At 64.9% G+C, this 14,965-nt stretch carries 13 protein-coding genes and 1 pseudogene; 6 read left to right on the top strand and 8 right to left on the bottom strand.

What is annotated here, in order from left to right; all coding sequences use genetic code 11:
* Together KBX13_RS09760 and KBX13_RS09755 are read right to left on the bottom strand one after the other, a co-directional pair.
* Window positions 1–1,789: pseudogene (locus tag KBX13_RS09760) on the bottom strand (hypothetical protein); the annotation flags it as partial.
* A 33-nt stretch (window positions 1,790–1,822) separates the two neighbouring features.
* Complete coding sequence (locus KBX13_RS09755) at window positions 1,823–2,398, bottom strand: TetR/AcrR family transcriptional regulator (protein ID WP_256021991.1); 576 nt, start codon at window positions 2,396–2,398, stop codon at window positions 1,823–1,825.
* A gap of 50 nt (window positions 2,399–2,448) precedes the next feature.
* Between KBX13_RS09755 and KBX13_RS09750 the strand changes: the two genes are divergently transcribed.
* Window positions 2,449–3,618 carry an alpha-amylase family protein gene (locus tag KBX13_RS09750; protein WP_256021990.1) on the top strand — a complete coding sequence of 390 codons (1,170 nt, stop codon included), beginning with the start codon at window positions 2,449–2,451 and terminating at the stop codon, window positions 3,616–3,618.
* Between the two features lie 3 nt (window positions 3,619–3,621).
* Here the strand turns inward: KBX13_RS09750 and KBX13_RS09745 are convergent, their stop codons facing one another.
* The gene (locus tag KBX13_RS09745; protein ID WP_256021988.1) at window positions 3,622–4,161 is read right to left on the bottom strand and encodes a hypothetical protein; all 540 of its coding nucleotides are present in this window, start codon (window positions 4,159–4,161) and stop codon (window positions 3,622–3,624) included.
* 41 nt (window positions 4,162–4,202) lie between these two features.
* Window positions 4,203–5,522 carry a M20/M25/M40 family metallo-hydrolase gene (locus KBX13_RS09740; RefSeq protein WP_256021986.1) on the bottom strand — a complete coding sequence of 440 codons (1,320 nt, stop codon included), beginning with the start codon at window positions 5,520–5,522 and terminating at the stop codon, window positions 4,203–4,205.
* A gap of 51 nt (window positions 5,523–5,573) precedes the next feature.
* Between KBX13_RS09740 and KBX13_RS09735 the strand changes: the two genes are divergently transcribed.
* Entirely contained in the window at window positions 5,574–6,161 is a 588-nt protein-coding gene (locus KBX13_RS09735; RefSeq protein WP_256021985.1) for a TetR/AcrR family transcriptional regulator, read from the top strand.
* 14 nt (window positions 6,162–6,175) lie between these two features.
* Complete coding sequence (locus KBX13_RS09730) at window positions 6,176–6,799, top strand: TetR/AcrR family transcriptional regulator (protein ID WP_256008266.1); 624 nt, start codon at window positions 6,176–6,178, stop codon at window positions 6,797–6,799.
* A gap of 7 nt (window positions 6,800–6,806) precedes the next feature.
* On the opposite strand, the gene KBX13_RS09725 is transcribed toward KBX13_RS09730, so the two are convergent.
* Both KBX13_RS09725 and KBX13_RS09720 read right to left on the bottom strand, forming a co-directional pair.
* Window positions 6,807–8,099, bottom strand: a complete 1,293-nt coding sequence (locus KBX13_RS09725) for a dicarboxylate/amino acid:cation symporter (RefSeq protein ID WP_256000609.1) — start codon at window positions 8,097–8,099, stop codon at window positions 6,807–6,809.
* An 84-nt stretch (window positions 8,100–8,183) separates the two neighbouring features.
* Complete coding sequence (locus KBX13_RS09720) at window positions 8,184–9,254, bottom strand: ROK family transcriptional regulator (RefSeq protein WP_256021983.1); 1,071 nt, start codon at window positions 9,252–9,254, stop codon at window positions 8,184–8,186.
* A gap of 133 nt (window positions 9,255–9,387) precedes the next feature.
* Between KBX13_RS09720 and KBX13_RS09715 the strand changes: the two genes are divergently transcribed.
* Window positions 9,388–11,079, top strand: a complete 1,692-nt coding sequence (locus KBX13_RS09715; protein ID WP_256021981.1) for a DUF885 domain-containing protein — start codon at window positions 9,388–9,390, stop codon at window positions 11,077–11,079.
* A gap of 4 nt (window positions 11,080–11,083) precedes the next feature.
* On the opposite strand, the gene KBX13_RS09710 is transcribed toward KBX13_RS09715, so the two are convergent.
* Complete coding sequence (locus KBX13_RS09710; RefSeq protein WP_256021979.1) at window positions 11,084–12,109, bottom strand: AbrB family transcriptional regulator; 1,026 nt, start codon at window positions 12,107–12,109, stop codon at window positions 11,084–11,086.
* A gap of 25 nt (window positions 12,110–12,134) precedes the next feature.
* Between KBX13_RS09710 and KBX13_RS09705 the strand changes: the two genes are divergently transcribed.
* Together KBX13_RS09705 and KBX13_RS09700 are read left to right on the top strand one after the other, a co-directional pair.
* Window positions 12,135–12,881, top strand: coding sequence for a TSUP family transporter (locus KBX13_RS09705; protein ID WP_256021977.1), 747 nt, complete (start codon window positions 12,135–12,137; stop codon window positions 12,879–12,881).
* 7 nt (window positions 12,882–12,888) lie between these two features.
* Complete coding sequence (locus tag KBX13_RS09700; protein ID WP_168156206.1) at window positions 12,889–13,479, top strand: TetR/AcrR family transcriptional regulator; 591 nt, start codon at window positions 12,889–12,891, stop codon at window positions 13,477–13,479.
* Here KBX13_RS09700 and KBX13_RS09695 read toward each other — a convergent pair.
* Window positions 13,476–14,939, bottom strand: coding sequence for a basic amino acid/polyamine antiporter (locus KBX13_RS09695; RefSeq protein ID WP_256021974.1), 1,464 nt, complete (start codon window positions 14,937–14,939; stop codon window positions 13,476–13,478). The two genes, KBX13_RS09700 and KBX13_RS09695, sit on opposite strands and share 4 nt — an antisense overlap.
* Between the last annotated feature and the right edge of the window lie 26 nt (window positions 14,940–14,965).

Below are 14,965 nucleotides of genomic sequence, written 5' to 3'. Positions count from 1 at the left end.
TCCGCGGGGCGGACACCTTGGACGAGGTTGCTGGGACGACGGTTACCGTGGACAGCTTTGCTGAAGTAGTTGTCCGCTCGGGAGAATCTTCAGCGGTCGGTTCAGTCGTTTCGGTTGTCCGCGCGGCGGACACCTCCGACGAGGTTGGGACAGCCGTTGTTGCTGGTGCTGCGGTTGCCGCGGACACTTCGGTCACGGTCGTTGGTGAGACCTCGGCCTCGGGTGCTTCAGCCTCGTACGGCTCGGATGCCTCAGCTTGGGTCGACTCGGTCGGCTCGGCCGTCTCAGGCTTGTTGATGTACTGCTGTAGCAGCTTCTGCAGATCGAGCATGTCCTGCTCGAGTTTCTTTGCTTCGTCGAGGTTCTGGGTGAGTTCGTCGATATCGATTTGGTCTTCGGGTTCGGCGGAAGTGTCCGCGGGTTCGACGTTTTCAGAAGCCTCAGGTGTCCGCGGGGCGGACTCTTCCGAAGTTGGCGTAGACGTTGTCGCTGGTGTTGAGGTTGCCGCGGACAGCTCGGTGGTTGGCTCGGCGGCCGGTTCAGAAGCTTCGGGCGCTGCTGCAGATTCCGATGGTTCCGTAGTCCGTGCGGCGGAAGCCTCGGTCGGCTCGGCAGAAGGCTCCAAAGCTTCAGAAGGCTCCACCACCTCAGAAGCCTCAGTCGGCTCGGCAGCCATGGAAGGCTCAGCAGAAGGCTCCACCACCTCAGAAGGCTCAGTCGGAGCCACAGCCTCCTCCTTGAGCGCTTCGAGCGCTGCGGCTTTGTCGGCGATGCGTTTGGTGGCGTCGGCGATTTCGTTGTCCGCGGCGCGGAGGGCGCGTTCGAGGGTCCACTTGTCGGCGTTGTGCCAGAAGCCGGTGAAGGGGTTGCGCTCTTGCCATCCGGTAAGTGCGGCGAGGTTGGCTTCGATGTTGGCTTTGCGGTGGGTGGCGGCTTCGAGGGTGCTGTTGGCGAACTCGAGCTGTCGAGAAGCGTCGTCGATGTTGGTGGGGGTGGTGGCGTCGTAGCGGTCGGCGCCGTGGCCCTCGTGCGAAGGCGTTGCTGCTTCGACGGTTTCGAAGATTTCGATGGAGCGGGTGATGTTGTCCAGGCGGGCTTGTTCGAGGTCGAGTTTGGCCTTGCGGGCGTCGCGACGGTTCTTCAGGCCCTCGAGCTCCTTGGTGTTGGAGGGGGCGAGCCAGCTGAACCAGCTGGAGTCGACTTCTTTTTTGCGTTTGGTGTAGGCGGAGTCGGCTTCGTCGAAAAGTGCTTGGCGCTTGGCCACTGCCTCCTGCTGCGCGGTGATGCTCTCGAGTGCCTCGCGCAGGTTGGTGGGCAGGGTGAGGGGTTTGGTGTCGGGTTCGGGGGCGTCTTCGTAGGCGGATGGGTCTTTGCCGTTGAAGTCCTCGAGCTGCTTCTTGGTCACGGCGAGTGTCTTGCGCGCGGCGTCGAGGGAGGTCTTGGTGGTGCGTACGAGGAGCTCGGCGGAGTCGACGAGTAGTTTCTGCTGGTCGTACTCGGCTTGCTTGGCTTTCTTGTTCTCCTCGCCGATGGCGAGGGCGACGCCCCAGCGCTTCATTTCCATGAGGGCCTGCGCGCCCTTGAGCGCTAGCTCGGCTTTCCATAGTTGGGATTCGAGTTCGGCGACTTTGGCTTCGCCCTTTTCGACGAGCCCCTGCAACGCCTGCCCGCCGAGGCCGAGGAGGCCTTGCGCTTCGGCGTAGTGGGCAGTGGGGTTGATGGTGGCGGGGACGGTGACGGCGGTGCCGGTCAGGGCGACAACGAGGGCGCCGGAGGTCAACTTATGCATGCGCAAAGTTTAGGGGATAGACCTCTTGAAGTACTACTTCTGTGTAGCGGCGAGTGCCCCCGTGAGTGCGCCGATGGCGGTGGTGATGATGTCGTCGCGCTCGGGGGCGGGGCAGCTTTCGTCGACCCAGTCGATGCAGACGGCGTCGAGGAAGCCAAGCATCCCGGAGGCGGCGCGTGCGGCGTGCTCGTCGTCGCGGCCCAGCAGGGAGCACAGTGTTTCGACGGAGGCGTCGCGCATCTCAATGCGCAGGTTGATTGCTTCGGTGGGTTCGGCGCCGCCGCGGCGACCGGCCAGCCACACGAACGGGTGCTCGGCGACGTGGTTGAGGTAGCGCTCCAGGGTGCTGCGCAGAGCTTCGTGGGTGTCGGTGTTGGGGTCGAGGTGGTCGTCGAAAAGCGGCTGGGTGTGTGCCTTGAGGAAGGCGGTGTAGAGCCCAGCCTTGGATTCGAAGTAGTGGAAGAGGAGGCCTTGGGACACACCGCAGGCGTCGGCGATGTCCTGGGTGGAGACTTCCACGTAAGGTGTGGTGGAGAAGATGTCCGTGGCAGCGGCGAGGATTTCTTCCTGGCGTTGCTCGACGCTGAGCCTCCGTCGTGGTTGTGTCATGGACACCACCCTACAGTACTGAGCTTTGCTCAATAGAAAGTGTGAGGAACTTGTCCGCGTCAGACATTATCTGGTGGCACGTCTACCCGCTGGGCGCCACGGGCGCACCGATCCGCGAGGAGCACGACGAAGCGCCGCGCCTGCGGCAGCTCGAGCCCTGGTTGGACTACCTGATCGAGCTCGGCTGCAACGGGCTGCTGCTCGGCCCGATCTTCAAATCGGTGTCCCACGGCTACGACACCCTTGACCACTTCCAGATCGACCCGCGCCTGGGCACCAACGAGGACTTCGACCACCTGATGGCCGCCTGCCGCGAGCGTGGCATCCACGTGATGCTCGACGGCGTGTTCAACCACGTCGCGCGCGCCCACCCGCTGGTCGCGCAGGGCCTGGCCGGCGACACGGACTGGGAGGGGCATGGTGAGCTGGCCACCCTCCACCACGAGGACCCGCGCGTGGCGGACCTGGTCACCGACGTCATGTGCTACTGGCTCGAGCGAGGTATCACGGGCTGGCGCCTGGACGTGGCGTACTCGGTGCCGCCGGAGTTCTGGCGCACCGTGCTGGCGCGCGTGCGCGAGCGCTTCCCGGACGCGCTCTTCCTTGGCGAGGTCATCCACGGCGACTACGCCGAGATCGCCGCGGCGGGCACTCTGGACACCGTCACCCAGTACGAGCTGTGGAAGGCCCTGTGGTCCTCCATCAAGGACGTGAACTTCTGGGAGCTTGACCACGCGCTGGGTCGCCACCGCGACCTGTGCGAGCACATGGTGCCGAATACGTTCGTCGGCAACCACGATGTGGACCGGATTGCCTCGAAGGTGGGGCAGGATGGCGCGCTCGTGGCCACGGCGCTGCTCATGGCGCTGCCCGGCATGCCCAGCATCTACTACGGCGATGAGCAGGGCTTCGAGGGCCTGCGCGGGGAGGGGTTCGCCGCCGACGACCCGGTGCGCCCGCCGCTGCCAGCCAGCCCCGCAGAGCTTTCGAGCCTGGGTCAGTGGATCTTCGAGGAGCACAAGAAGCTCATCGCTTTTCGACGCCGCCACCGCTGGCTCGAAACCGCCACCCTTGAGGTGACCGACAAAACAAATGAGGCGATCACCGTGGCGCTCGAATCCGGTTCGGAACGCGCGACGGTGACCGCCTGGCTCGATCCCGCGCCGGGCGTGCGCATCACGTCCGGGGGCGAGACCTGCTACGAGTGGTCTGCTGTATAGCTACTAGAACGGCAGGGAGGAACCCGGTGCGTACTTGGCCAGCAGCTCCCGGGCAATGACGGACAGGTCTGGCAGGCGCAGCGTGACCGCGCCCGCGACCGGCATGTCGAAGGTGGGCACGTTGGCGGGTGCCAGCGTGATCACTGGTGTGCCCTGCGGTGCGGGTGCGGGGGCGGGCTGGGCATTCTGCTGGGCATTCTGCTGGGCAGGCTGCGCTGGCTGGGCGTTCTGCTGCGCAGGCTGCTGCTTATTTGCAGGCGCGCCCGTGGTGCCGCGCAGGCCGCAGCGGTTGGCGGCTTCCTCCACGCGGCCGAGCGCGGCCTGGATCTGCGGGCCGCGGCGGTCGAAGGCTGCGATGGTCTGGGCCTGGCGCTTCTTGGCGTTGAAGTCGGCGTCGTTGGTCCAGTAGCGAGATGCCTGGTCGCAGGAGATCTGGCCTGCGGGCAGCTTTGCCAGGGCGTCGTCGATGGCGTCTGCGCCAGCCACACCAGTTGAGAGCGTGGCGGCCATGAGTGCAGTGAGTGCAGCTGTACGAATTTTCATGCTCGCCAGTATGTCACACCAGTCCCATCTGTCACACCCGTTTAGGCGCCGAGGAAGCGCCGAATCAGGCTGCGGTAGGCGTCCACGGTGAGGTGAACGTCCCCGATATCCACGTATTCGTCGTGGCCATGCAGCAAATCCAGCACTTGACCCAGGTGACGCTCACGGGCGTGCATCGCAAACCCGTAGCCCACCCCGCCCTTGCGGCGCGCGAAGCGCAGGTCCGAGCCGCCGGCGGCGATGGTCGGGACCACCACGGCGTCGGGGAAGAACTCGGCGTAGGTCTCGCAGATCGCCTGATAGAGCGGCGAGTCGGTGGGGGAGATGGTGGCGTCCTCGGTGATGAGGTGCTGGATCTCCACCTCGCTGGCCAGGTCGCCGAGCGCCTCGCGCAGCTGCTCGTCGATCCACTCCTGGCTCTGGCCGGGCAGCGGGCGGATGTCCAGCTCCATGTAGGCCATGGACGGCAGTACGTTGATGGCCTCGCCCGCGCGCAGCACCGTCGGCGCGATGCTCAGGTGGCTCATGGCGTGCGAGTAGCGCGCCAGGTCGCCGAGCGCCTCGTAGCCCTCGCCGCGTAGCAGGGCGGCCTCGGTCTCGGGGTCGAACTTCCAGGCGCGGATGTAGTCCGGCCACGGCTGCTCGGTGGTCACGGAGGGCTGCACCGACGCGATGCGGCGAGCAACCTCACCAATCTTGGTGACGGCCATGTCGCGGCCGTGCGGGGCGGAGCCGTGGCCGGCGTCCCCGCGCACCACGAGGCGGCGCTGGGCCGCGCCCTTCTCACCAATGACGACGACGATCGCGTCCGAGCCGTCGCGCACCGGCAGGTGGGAGCCGCCCTCCTCCGAGAGGCAGTTCTTCCAGCTGAACGGCTCCGGGTCGAGCTGCGAGAGGTACCCGGCGCCGAGCCCGCCGCGCGCCTCCTCGTCCGCCACGCCCACGAAGGTCAGCGTGCCGCGCGGGCGTTTCCCGCTCAGGGCCACGTCGCGGGTGGCGGCGGCCATCGCGGCGGTGATGTACAGCATGTCGGTGGCGCCGCGGCCGTAGAGTCGGCCGTCGATAATTTCAGCGCCGAAGGGTTCGTGCGTCCACTGCTCCTTATCGACGGGCACTACGTCCGTGTGGCCGAGCAGCGTGAGGGGCTCCGCGGAGGGGTCGGTACCCTCGACGGTGAACGCGATGGACATCCTCCCATCTGCGGGTTCATACTTTTGGATGCGCACGGGAGCGCCGTCGAAAAATGATTCGAGCGTGGCCGCGTTGCGGTATTCTCCCCCCGAAGTAGGGGAAAGATCGTTGACACACGTATTTTGGATAAGGGTTCGTAAGAGATCCACTGTTGCGCTATGTAGGTTCATGTCTGGCATATTAGGTGCTTTTGTGGGCATCCAGAGAGGAGTTGGTGTCGTATGACTCGAAGAGAACTCAGCCAGGACCCCCGCGCTGTGAAGACGCGGAACGCGATCATCAAGACAACTACCGAGTTGTTGAATGAGCACCGGGTTGAGGACATCACGGTGTCCCAGATTGTGAACGCGGCAGGGATGAGCCGCCAGGTCTTCTACGAGCACTTCAAGGACCGCGACGCCGCCGTCAAGGCGGCAATCCAGCGCGCGATGGCTCCCGCGGTGAACGATTACATCGAGACGTATAAGAAGACCGGCGAGATGCCTCCTGCGCTGGAGGCGCTGTTCTCGCAGCTTGCCGAGGTTCGTTGCCTCTTGAGCCACGTGATTAACGGCCCGGCCCACGCCACGCTGATGGCTTGCTTCACCACGCCCGAGATGCCAATGCTGCACGACATGGTGACGGCGATGCGCGCCGAGGTCGTCCCGATGACCGACGAAGAAGCTGCCGACGTGGCTTCTTACCTGTGCTCCGGCGCGTTTTCAATCTTTATGAAGTCGGCGACTGAGTCCGAGAATTACGAGGAAGCCGTCAAGCGCGCGATGGGTGTGTTTGGGGTGTTTGGTAGGGCAATGAGCTTGCCTCAGTGATGTATCCTGCATTCATGACACCACGTGAACTTAGTATGGACCCGCGCGCGGTTCGTACGCGCACGGCGTTACTGAACGCAACGAAGGAACTGCTGCTCCATTACCGGGTGGATGAGCTTTCGTTGTCCCAGATTGTGAAGTACGCGCAGGTCAGCCGACAGGCCTGCTACGAGCATTTCCACGACAAGGACGCGCTCATCCTGGCCGCAGCCTGCGACATTTGCCTCCCTGCGTACAAGTCGTTTGTTGACGACATCGTGATCGACGAGACGTACCCGGACCAGGTAGCGCGGCTGGTGAAGCACCTAGAGCGCTACGACAAGGCGGTCAAGCACCTGATCAACTCCTCGGTGCACGGCAACCTCAACGACAAGATCTGCAACATTCTGGCGGATGCCTACCTGAAGAAGATCTACACCCAGATCGAGGCAGGCGAAGAAATTGGCCTGACGGAGGAAACGCTGCGCGACACGGCCCGCTTCATGGCTGCCGGAACACAGGACATCCTGATCGATGGCATGCTGCGCGACCGTGAACATGAAGAAACCGCGCGACGCGTAGAAAACGTTCGCGCGGCTTTAGAGCTCGTGATCGGCGCGCTGCGCGCCACCAGTGGTGGGGCAGCGGTCGAGCAGTAAGCTCGCGTTATACCCGCTGGGGAGCTGGGGCGCCGTCTTCTGCGGCGTCCCAAATTTTTTCGTCCAGGATGCCTTCGCGCTTCGCCACGATGGCGGCGACGACGGCCTGGCCGGTGACGTTGACGGCGGTACGCCCCATGTCGATGATCGGCTCGATCGCCAGCAGCAGGCCCACGCCAGCCAGTGGCAGGCCCAGGGTGGACAGCGTCAGCGTGAGCATGACGGTCGCGCCCGTGGTGCCCGCGGTCGCCGCGGAGCCGAGCACGGCCACGATCACGATGAGCAAGTAGTCCGTCGCGCCCAGGTCGAGGCCGTAGAACTGCGCGACGAACAGGGCCGCGATCGCCGGGTAGATGGAGGCGCAGCCGTCCATCTTCGTGGTCGCGCCGAGCGGCATTGCGAAGGCCGCGTACTCGCGCGGCACGCCCATCGACTCCTCGACGGTGCGCTGGTTCACCGGCATCACGCCCATGGAGGAGCGGGTGACAAAGCCGAGGGTGGTCACCGGCCACACGCGGCGGAAGAAGCCACCGACCGGCACCTTATTGACGGCCAGTACCGCCGGGTACAGCACGAAGATCACGAGCGCGAGGCCCACGTAGATCGCCAGCACGAACTGGCCGAGGTTGCCCAGAGCCTCCCAACCGTAGGTGGCCACGGCCTTACCGATGAGCGCCGCCGAACCGATCGGGGCAAGGCGGATGATCCACCACAGCACCACCTGGATGACCTCCAGGAAAGAGGCGGAGAACTGCAGGAACGGCTCCGCGGCCTTGCCCGCCTTGATGGCGGCCACGCCGATGAGCAGTGAGATCACCAGGATCTGCAGCACGTTGAAGTTCACCGAGGCGCTCGTCTCCGAGACCTTGACACCAAGCCCGAAGAAGTTCGACGGGATGACGGTGTTCAGGAAGCCGAGCCAGGAGCCGGAACCGCTTGGTTCGGCGGCGGAGGAGGCGTCGACAGACGAGTTCGCGCCGGGCTGCATGACGGCGCCGACGATGATGCCGATGATCACCGAGAAGAACGCGGTGATGGCGAACCACAGCAGGGTCTGCCAGGCAAGGCGCGCGGCGTTGGTGACCTTGCGCAGGTTCGCGATAGAGGTGACCACCGCGGTGAACACGAGTGGCGGGATGAGCAGCTTCAGCAGCTGCACGTAGGCGCTGCCGACCCAGCTGAGCGTCTCGCTGAGCCAGGTGATGTCGTTGGCCGCGGCGATGAGCCCCAGGATGAGGCCGATGATCAGGCCGGCGATAACTTGGGCGCCGAACCCGGTCATCCACTTTGGAAGGTGCATGAACGTCTCCAGGTGTAGGTTTATAGACTGATCTGTACTAAACGAAGCTAAATCCTACACCTATCCTCTAGAAACGCGTCAAATCTAAACTAGACAGAGTGGTTCGCGCAGCACTTTATCCAGCGCAACCGCGCGTGCGATGTCCCGCACGATCTCGCGGTGCGAAGGGATCATGCGCAGCTTCGGGGCGCGCTCGGCCTCACTGACCACCGTTCGGGCGAACGTGGCGGGCGCCTGCGGGTCGTCGATGAAGGCGCTGCCGGCGACGACGACGGTGCTGGGGGTGTGGGCGTCGGCAAGCGTGGCCACGAGTGAGCCGAGGCCGCGTGCGCGCTGGTCGAGCGCCTGACGCGTGGCCGGCAGCTGCTCCGCAAGCGTGACGACCTCCGGCAGCGAGTGCATCGCGGGCTGCGCAACGGCGTTGAGCAGGCCCTGCGTGGTCAGGTGATCGCTGGCGACGTCGATGGCCATCACGCCGGTCGGGGTGGACATTGCGCAGGCCAGCGAGTCGTCGGCGAACAGCGCCATCACCGGCGGGGTGTCGATGTCCAGGCTCGACTGCATTTCCGAGCCGACGATCGCCTGGCTGATGGAGACCACCTCGACGGGCACGCCGAACTGCTCCCGCATCTGCTGGCGGATCGGTACCCCGTGCCAGCCGAGGTTTGCCGCGGTGACCTCGCCGTCCTCGTTGACGGTGCCCGAGGTGGTCACGCCGACGGTTGCGAGCGGGCGGCCCATCCCGGCGCTGAGGCGGTGTAGCCCGGCCATGATGTGCTGCACGAAGTCATCCGGGCTCATGTGCGCGACGGGGATGTCCACATCGATGCTGCGCAGAGTGCGCCCCTTGAGGTCGAACAGCGCGATGTAGGTGCTCAAGGTGCCGACGGCCACCCCGGCGTACAGCGAGTTTGGTTCCCCGAGCTCGAGTGGCATGGTGGGCCTGCCCCGGCCGGTGGACTCGGACAGGTCGCCGCGTTCCACGATGTAGCCGGAGTTTGCCAGCGCGGTGACGGCGCGAGTGATGGTGGGCTGCGAGAGGCCGGTGGCTGCGATCAGGTCGCGTCGCACGCACTGTTCCTGCAGGCGAATGAGGTGCAGGCACTTGGCGGCGGGGGTTGTTGGGTGATGGAACGCTGTCCGTGTCGCAGGCATGTGAATATATGTACCGGTAGTAGACCGCTTTGTCCAGTTATCGAGCTAGAGTGGGCCGTTTCGGTAGACAATGCGGTTTGTATGGGGTGTAGAGGTGCACGTTCAGCGTGTCCCTCGGTTACACTGCCTACCCATGACCAATCCTTTGCTTGAGGAGCACGCGTCTGAGTCAGAACGCGAGCCTTCGCTACTCGACGCCACCTGCGAAGACTTTCTCTACGACCTCGCCGAGCTGATCCCTACCCTGGCAACGGAGATCGGCCTCGAAGGCCACGACTGCGACCTGCAGGACTTCAGCCCCGAGTACTACGGCGAAGTCGCCGACCGCATCCGTGACGTCGTCGCCGATGTCGACGCGCTCAACGACTCCACGGACGCCTCCGACGACGAAGACGACTTCGACGACGTCGACAACCTCACCGCTTCGCTGCTGCGCGACCGGATGGCATTCAAGCTGGAGCTGCACCACCAGGGCGAGGACCTGCGCCAGCTCAACAACATCGATTCGCCGGTGCAGACCATCCGCGACTCCTTCGCGCTGATGCCGAAGGTGAGCAAAGAGGACTTCGAGCACATCGAGGCGCGCCTGTCCAAGGTGCCGGCGGCGCTCGCGGGCTATCGCGCGTCGCTTTCGGAGGCGGCGTCGGCAGGCAATGTGCCTGCGTACCGCCAGATCGAAGCCGTGATCAAGCAGTGCGGCGACCTCGCCGATGGCGACAGCGTCTTCGACCAGCTGGGCTTGCCGGAGGACTCGGCCGTCGTCGAGAAGGCGAAGGCTGCCTTCGACGAGATGGCCACCTGGCTGTCCACCGAGCTCGCACCACACGGCCGCCATGATGACGCCGTCGGCCGCGACCGCTACGAACTCTTCTCCGAGTTCTTCTTGGGCCGCGACATCAACCTCGACGAGGCCTACACCTGGGCCAAGGAGCAGCTGAAGGAAACCGTTGCTGAGCAGCGCGCGCTCGCGCAGAAGCTCTACGGCCCGGACGCCACCATCCTGGGCGCGTACAAGCGCCTCAACGAGGAAGAGCGCTACACCCTGCGCGGCACCGACGCCCTGCTGGAGTGGATGAACTCCGTCAACGAGCAGGTCATGCGGGACCTCGACGGCGTCGACGTCACCATTCCGGAGGGCCTGCACAAGGTGGAGTGCGCGATTGACCACGCCGGTTCCGGCGGCATCTTCTACACCCCGCCGTCCGACGACCTGATCCGCCCCGGCACCATGTGGTGGTCAGTGCCGGAGGGCCAGGAGGTGTTCCACACCTGGCAGGAGCTCACCACCGTCTTCCACGAGGGCATCCCGGGCCACCACCTGCAGATCGGCACCGCGCTCATGCAGCGCAACGACCTCAACCTGTGGCGCCGCACGGCGTGCTGGAACTCCGCACACGGCGAGGGCTGGGCGTTCTACGCTGAGGAGCTCATGGGGGAGCACGGCCACTTCGACGACCCAGGCTTCCGCATGGGGCTTCTCGACGCCCGCCGGCTCCGCCTCGCCCGCGTCATGATCGACATCGGCGTCCACCTGAAGAAGGCCACCCCGGACGGCACCGGCGTGTGGGACGCCGCCTACGCCAAGGCGTTCCTGCGCGACAATTCCGCTATGCCGGAGTCCCACATCGCCTTCGAACTCGACCGCTACCTGGGCTGGCCGGGCCAGGCACCGAGCTACGCCATCGGCTACCGCGACTGGTGCTCACTGCGCGACAGCGCCCTGGAGCAGGGGATGACGCTGCGCCAGTTCCACGACAAGGCGCTCAAGCTCGGGTCGATGCCGATGGACATGCTGGCCCACGAGGTGCTCAACCACCACGACTAGCCTGCTAGCCGTCGCGTTTGCGATTCTGCCAACTGACCAACTTCGGCAGGTAACCCGCGAACAGCAGGATGCAGATCAGGCGGATTAGCTGGACCGCCACTACCGCCGGGCCCACCCCGCCTTCCGCGGTGAGTGCCAGCACCGTCTCGAGTGCGCCTGGCGTGGTGGCCAGGTAGCCCTCGTAGAAGCTGATGTTCAGCCACAGCGCCAGCAGCCAGCCCAGTCCGGCGCAGGCTGCCATGAGGGCGGCGATGTAGACGATCGTGATCGGCAGCAGGCGGGAGAACTGCTTCAGGGCAGGTACGGATAGGCCGCCGCCGCACGCCCAGCCAATGCACAAGAACGCTGCGATGTTCAGCGGCTCCGGCGGAACGATGACCACGTCCATGAAGGAGCCGACCACCGCGGTGACGATCATCGGGCCGAAAATCGACGGGTTCGGGATGTGCAGCACCTTCGCGATCGGCTGCCCAACCGCCACCAGCGCCGGCACCAGCAACCACATCCACCAGTAGGGCTCCAGATGCTCCGTGGCGGAGGCGTGCTTGGTAGTGAGCAACCCCGCCACCACAGGTAGCGTCATCGACACGACCAGCAGGCGCAGGTACTGCGTGAGGGCGACGTAGCGGACGTCGGCACCGATCTCTTTCGCGATGACCGGCATGAGCGACGCACCGCCCGCGAGCAGCGACAACACCCCGGTTTCCTGCGAGATTCCCTTGCGCGCGAGCACCGCGCCGCCCACATAGGCCAACCCGATCATGCTCGCCGCAGCCAGCAGGCCAGGCAGCAGGAACGGCAACAGCGTCTTCGGGGGGATGCCCACCAGCGGCAGCGCCGCCAGCACGCCGATCACGCCGCGTGTGCACGTGAACAGGAGCTCGTTGATGGGGAGGTCGCGTCCGCTGCGCAGCGCCACCGCGCCCGATGCGACGATTGCCCCGAGGATCCACGCGGCCGGAAGGTGCAGCGCGCTGAACGCCCAACCGAGAGCAATTGACACCGGGACGACAACACACCAACGAAGCATGGCTGTTGATACTACTCTTTAGCGCATGATTGTCGTCCTGCTGATTGCATCACTGGTCGCCGGTTGGATTGATGCCGTCATCGGCGGCGGTGGACTGGTGCTCATCCCGGTGTTGATGTCCACCACAGGCATGCCTGCCGCCGCTGTCCTGGCGACGAATAAGTTCGCGGCGTTTACCGGCACCTCCTCCGCCGCGGTCACCATGGTGCGCAAGGTCGGGGTTCCGCGCTGCACGTGGGGCTTCGCGCTCGCCGCGATGTGCGCCTCCGCGGGCGGTGCGCTGGCCGTCGCGCTCGTCAGCGACTCCGTGATACGCCCACTCATCATTGTGTTACTGCTGGCAGTGGGCATCTTCGTGGTGTGTAAGCCCTCGTTTGGGTCGGAGGGCAACCGCATCATCACGCCGCGCCGGGTGGCGCTCGGCGTCGCGGTGGCCCTGCTCGTCGGTGGGTACGACGGCGTCTTCGGCCCCGGCACCGGCATGTTCCTCATCATGGCGTTTACGGCCATCTTCTCCCAGACCTTCCTCGAGTCCGCGGCGATGGCGAAGGTGGTCAACACCGCGACGAACATCGGCGCGCTCGGAGTGTTCATCGCCGGGGGCTACGTGGACTGGTCGCTGGCAATCGCGCTCGCGATCGCGAACGTCATCGGCGCGCAGCTCGGCGCGCGCACCGTGCTGCAGGGCGGGTCCAAGTTGGTCCGAATCGCCTTATTGACGCTCGTAGTTGTTCTATGCGCGCGGCTTGGGTGGCAAGAATTCGTGCAATAATGGCGGCGTGGAAAAGCAGCAGAAGATTCTTAGGCCGGCTCGTAGGGCGGCAACCGAGCAGAAGATTTTCGCGTCGGTGCTCAGCATCGCCCGCGATCGCGGGTTGCACTCTGTAACGATCGACGAGGTTGTGGCGGATTGTGGCGTCGCAAAGACGACGATCTACCGCCGCTACGCTGACCGCCGCGAGATGATCACCGCGGCGCTGGACTCAATCGCGCTCCAGATCCCGATCTACCTCCCCACCACGCGCGCTGAGTTCGTAAAATACATGATTGACCTGCAGCGCTACCTCGACGAGACGCTGGGTGTGCGGCTGATCGGCTCCATCATCGCTAGCGCGGAGCCCTTCGTGTCCCAGTGGCGTCTGCGCCTTGAAACCGAAATCCTCGAGCGGATGGTGGAGGGGATCCGCAAGGGGATGGACGAGGGCCTGTATAACCCGAACATCAACCCGTACGCCTTCGTGGGCATGCTGCTCGGTGGCATTGTTATGCGCCAGGCGTTCAGTGAGGCCTCCGCCGAACGGCACGCCGAAAACACCGCGACGGTCCTGTGGCCACAGCTGGCTGTGGACCCGGACCGCCGAAACGATTAGAGCTGCAGAGAGCCGTTGGCCAGGCCGACCACGGCTGCGATAGCGCCCGCGATCACGATCGCCACCACAACCCACTCGAAGCTGTTGAAGAGGCGCTCCTTGTTCGCGATGCGCGTCCACACGTACGGGATGATGCCCGGGACCACGGCGAGCGCGCCGAAGAGCACGTAGACCGGGTCGGCGGCGTAGATCAGCCACATCGAGTACACGAAACCGACCGCGCCGACGATGAGGTGGCGCTGGTTGTCGCTGCGGGTGACCTCAGGACCGGAGTCGTCGAAACGCACGCCCGCGTTCGGGTGGTTAAGCCCCTTGCCGCGCACCGCGAGCAGGATGAGGTACAGCGAGGAGAAGATGTACGGCAGCAGGTACATGATGGTCGCCAGCTGCACCATTGCGTTATAGGACGTCTCGTTGGCGAAGAAAATGATCACGAACAGCTGGATCACCACGGTGGAGATCAGCTGCGCGCGGAACGGGGAGCCCGCCTTGTTGGCCACGCCGAGCGACTGCGGCAGCAGGCCGTCGTTCGCCATGAGCACGATCGGCTCGGCGCACAGCATCTGCCAGGACACGTACGCGCCCAGCACCGACAGGCACAGGCCGATAGAGATGAACACGCCGCCCCACGGGCCGACGACCGCCTCAAGCACGGCACCCATCGAGTTCTCCGGCAGCGCCGCCAGTTCCTCCTGGGTGAGCACACCGTAGGACAGGGTGGACACCAGGACCAGTAGCAACAGCACGGACAGGAAGCCGATGATGGTCGCGCGGCCCACATCCTTGCGGGTCTTCGCCTGCTTCGAGTACACGGAGGCGCCCTCGATACCGATGAACACCCACACCGTGTACAACATGATGCCCTGCAGCTGCTGCGAGAACGGGATAGCCGAGCCCTCGCCCCAGAAGTCCAAGGTGAACTTGTCCCAGGAGAAGCCGAGGAAGGCGACCAGGACGATGAAGCAGAGGATCGGCACCAGCTTGGCCACCGTGGTGACCACGTTCATCACGGCAGCCTGCTTCACGCCGCGGGTCAGCATGATGAAGATGCCCCACGTCATCACGGACACCGCCGCGGCCAACACCCACCGGTTATTCAGCGGGGCGAAGTAGTAGGCCACCGTGGAGAAGAACAGGGTGGCGTAGCCCACCTGCGCCATCACGGAACCCAACCAGTAGCCCAGGCCAGAGGTGAACCCGATGAAGTCGCCGAGGCCAGCGCGCACGTAGGAGTATACGCCCGAGTCCAGGTGCGGTTTGCGCCGCGCCAGGATCTGGAACACGAACGCGATGGAGAGCATGCCCACTCCGGCGATAACCCAGCCGATGAGCATTGCGCCGGGGCTCGCCACGGAGCCAATATTTTGCGGCAAGGCGAAGATGCCGGAGCCAATGGTGGAACCAATAATGAGTGACACCAGGGTCCACATGGTCACCGTGTGTGATTGGGCATTAGTCATGGAGAATAAGTTACCTTATGATGAGA

Source organism: Corynebacterium sp. CCUG 51687, assembly GCF_024453995.1.
In the GTDB taxonomy this organism is placed as follows: Bacteria; Actinomycetota; Actinomycetes; order Mycobacteriales; family Mycobacteriaceae; genus Corynebacterium; species Corynebacterium pseudogenitalium.
This window is presented reverse-complemented; position numbering and strand designations above follow the sequence as displayed.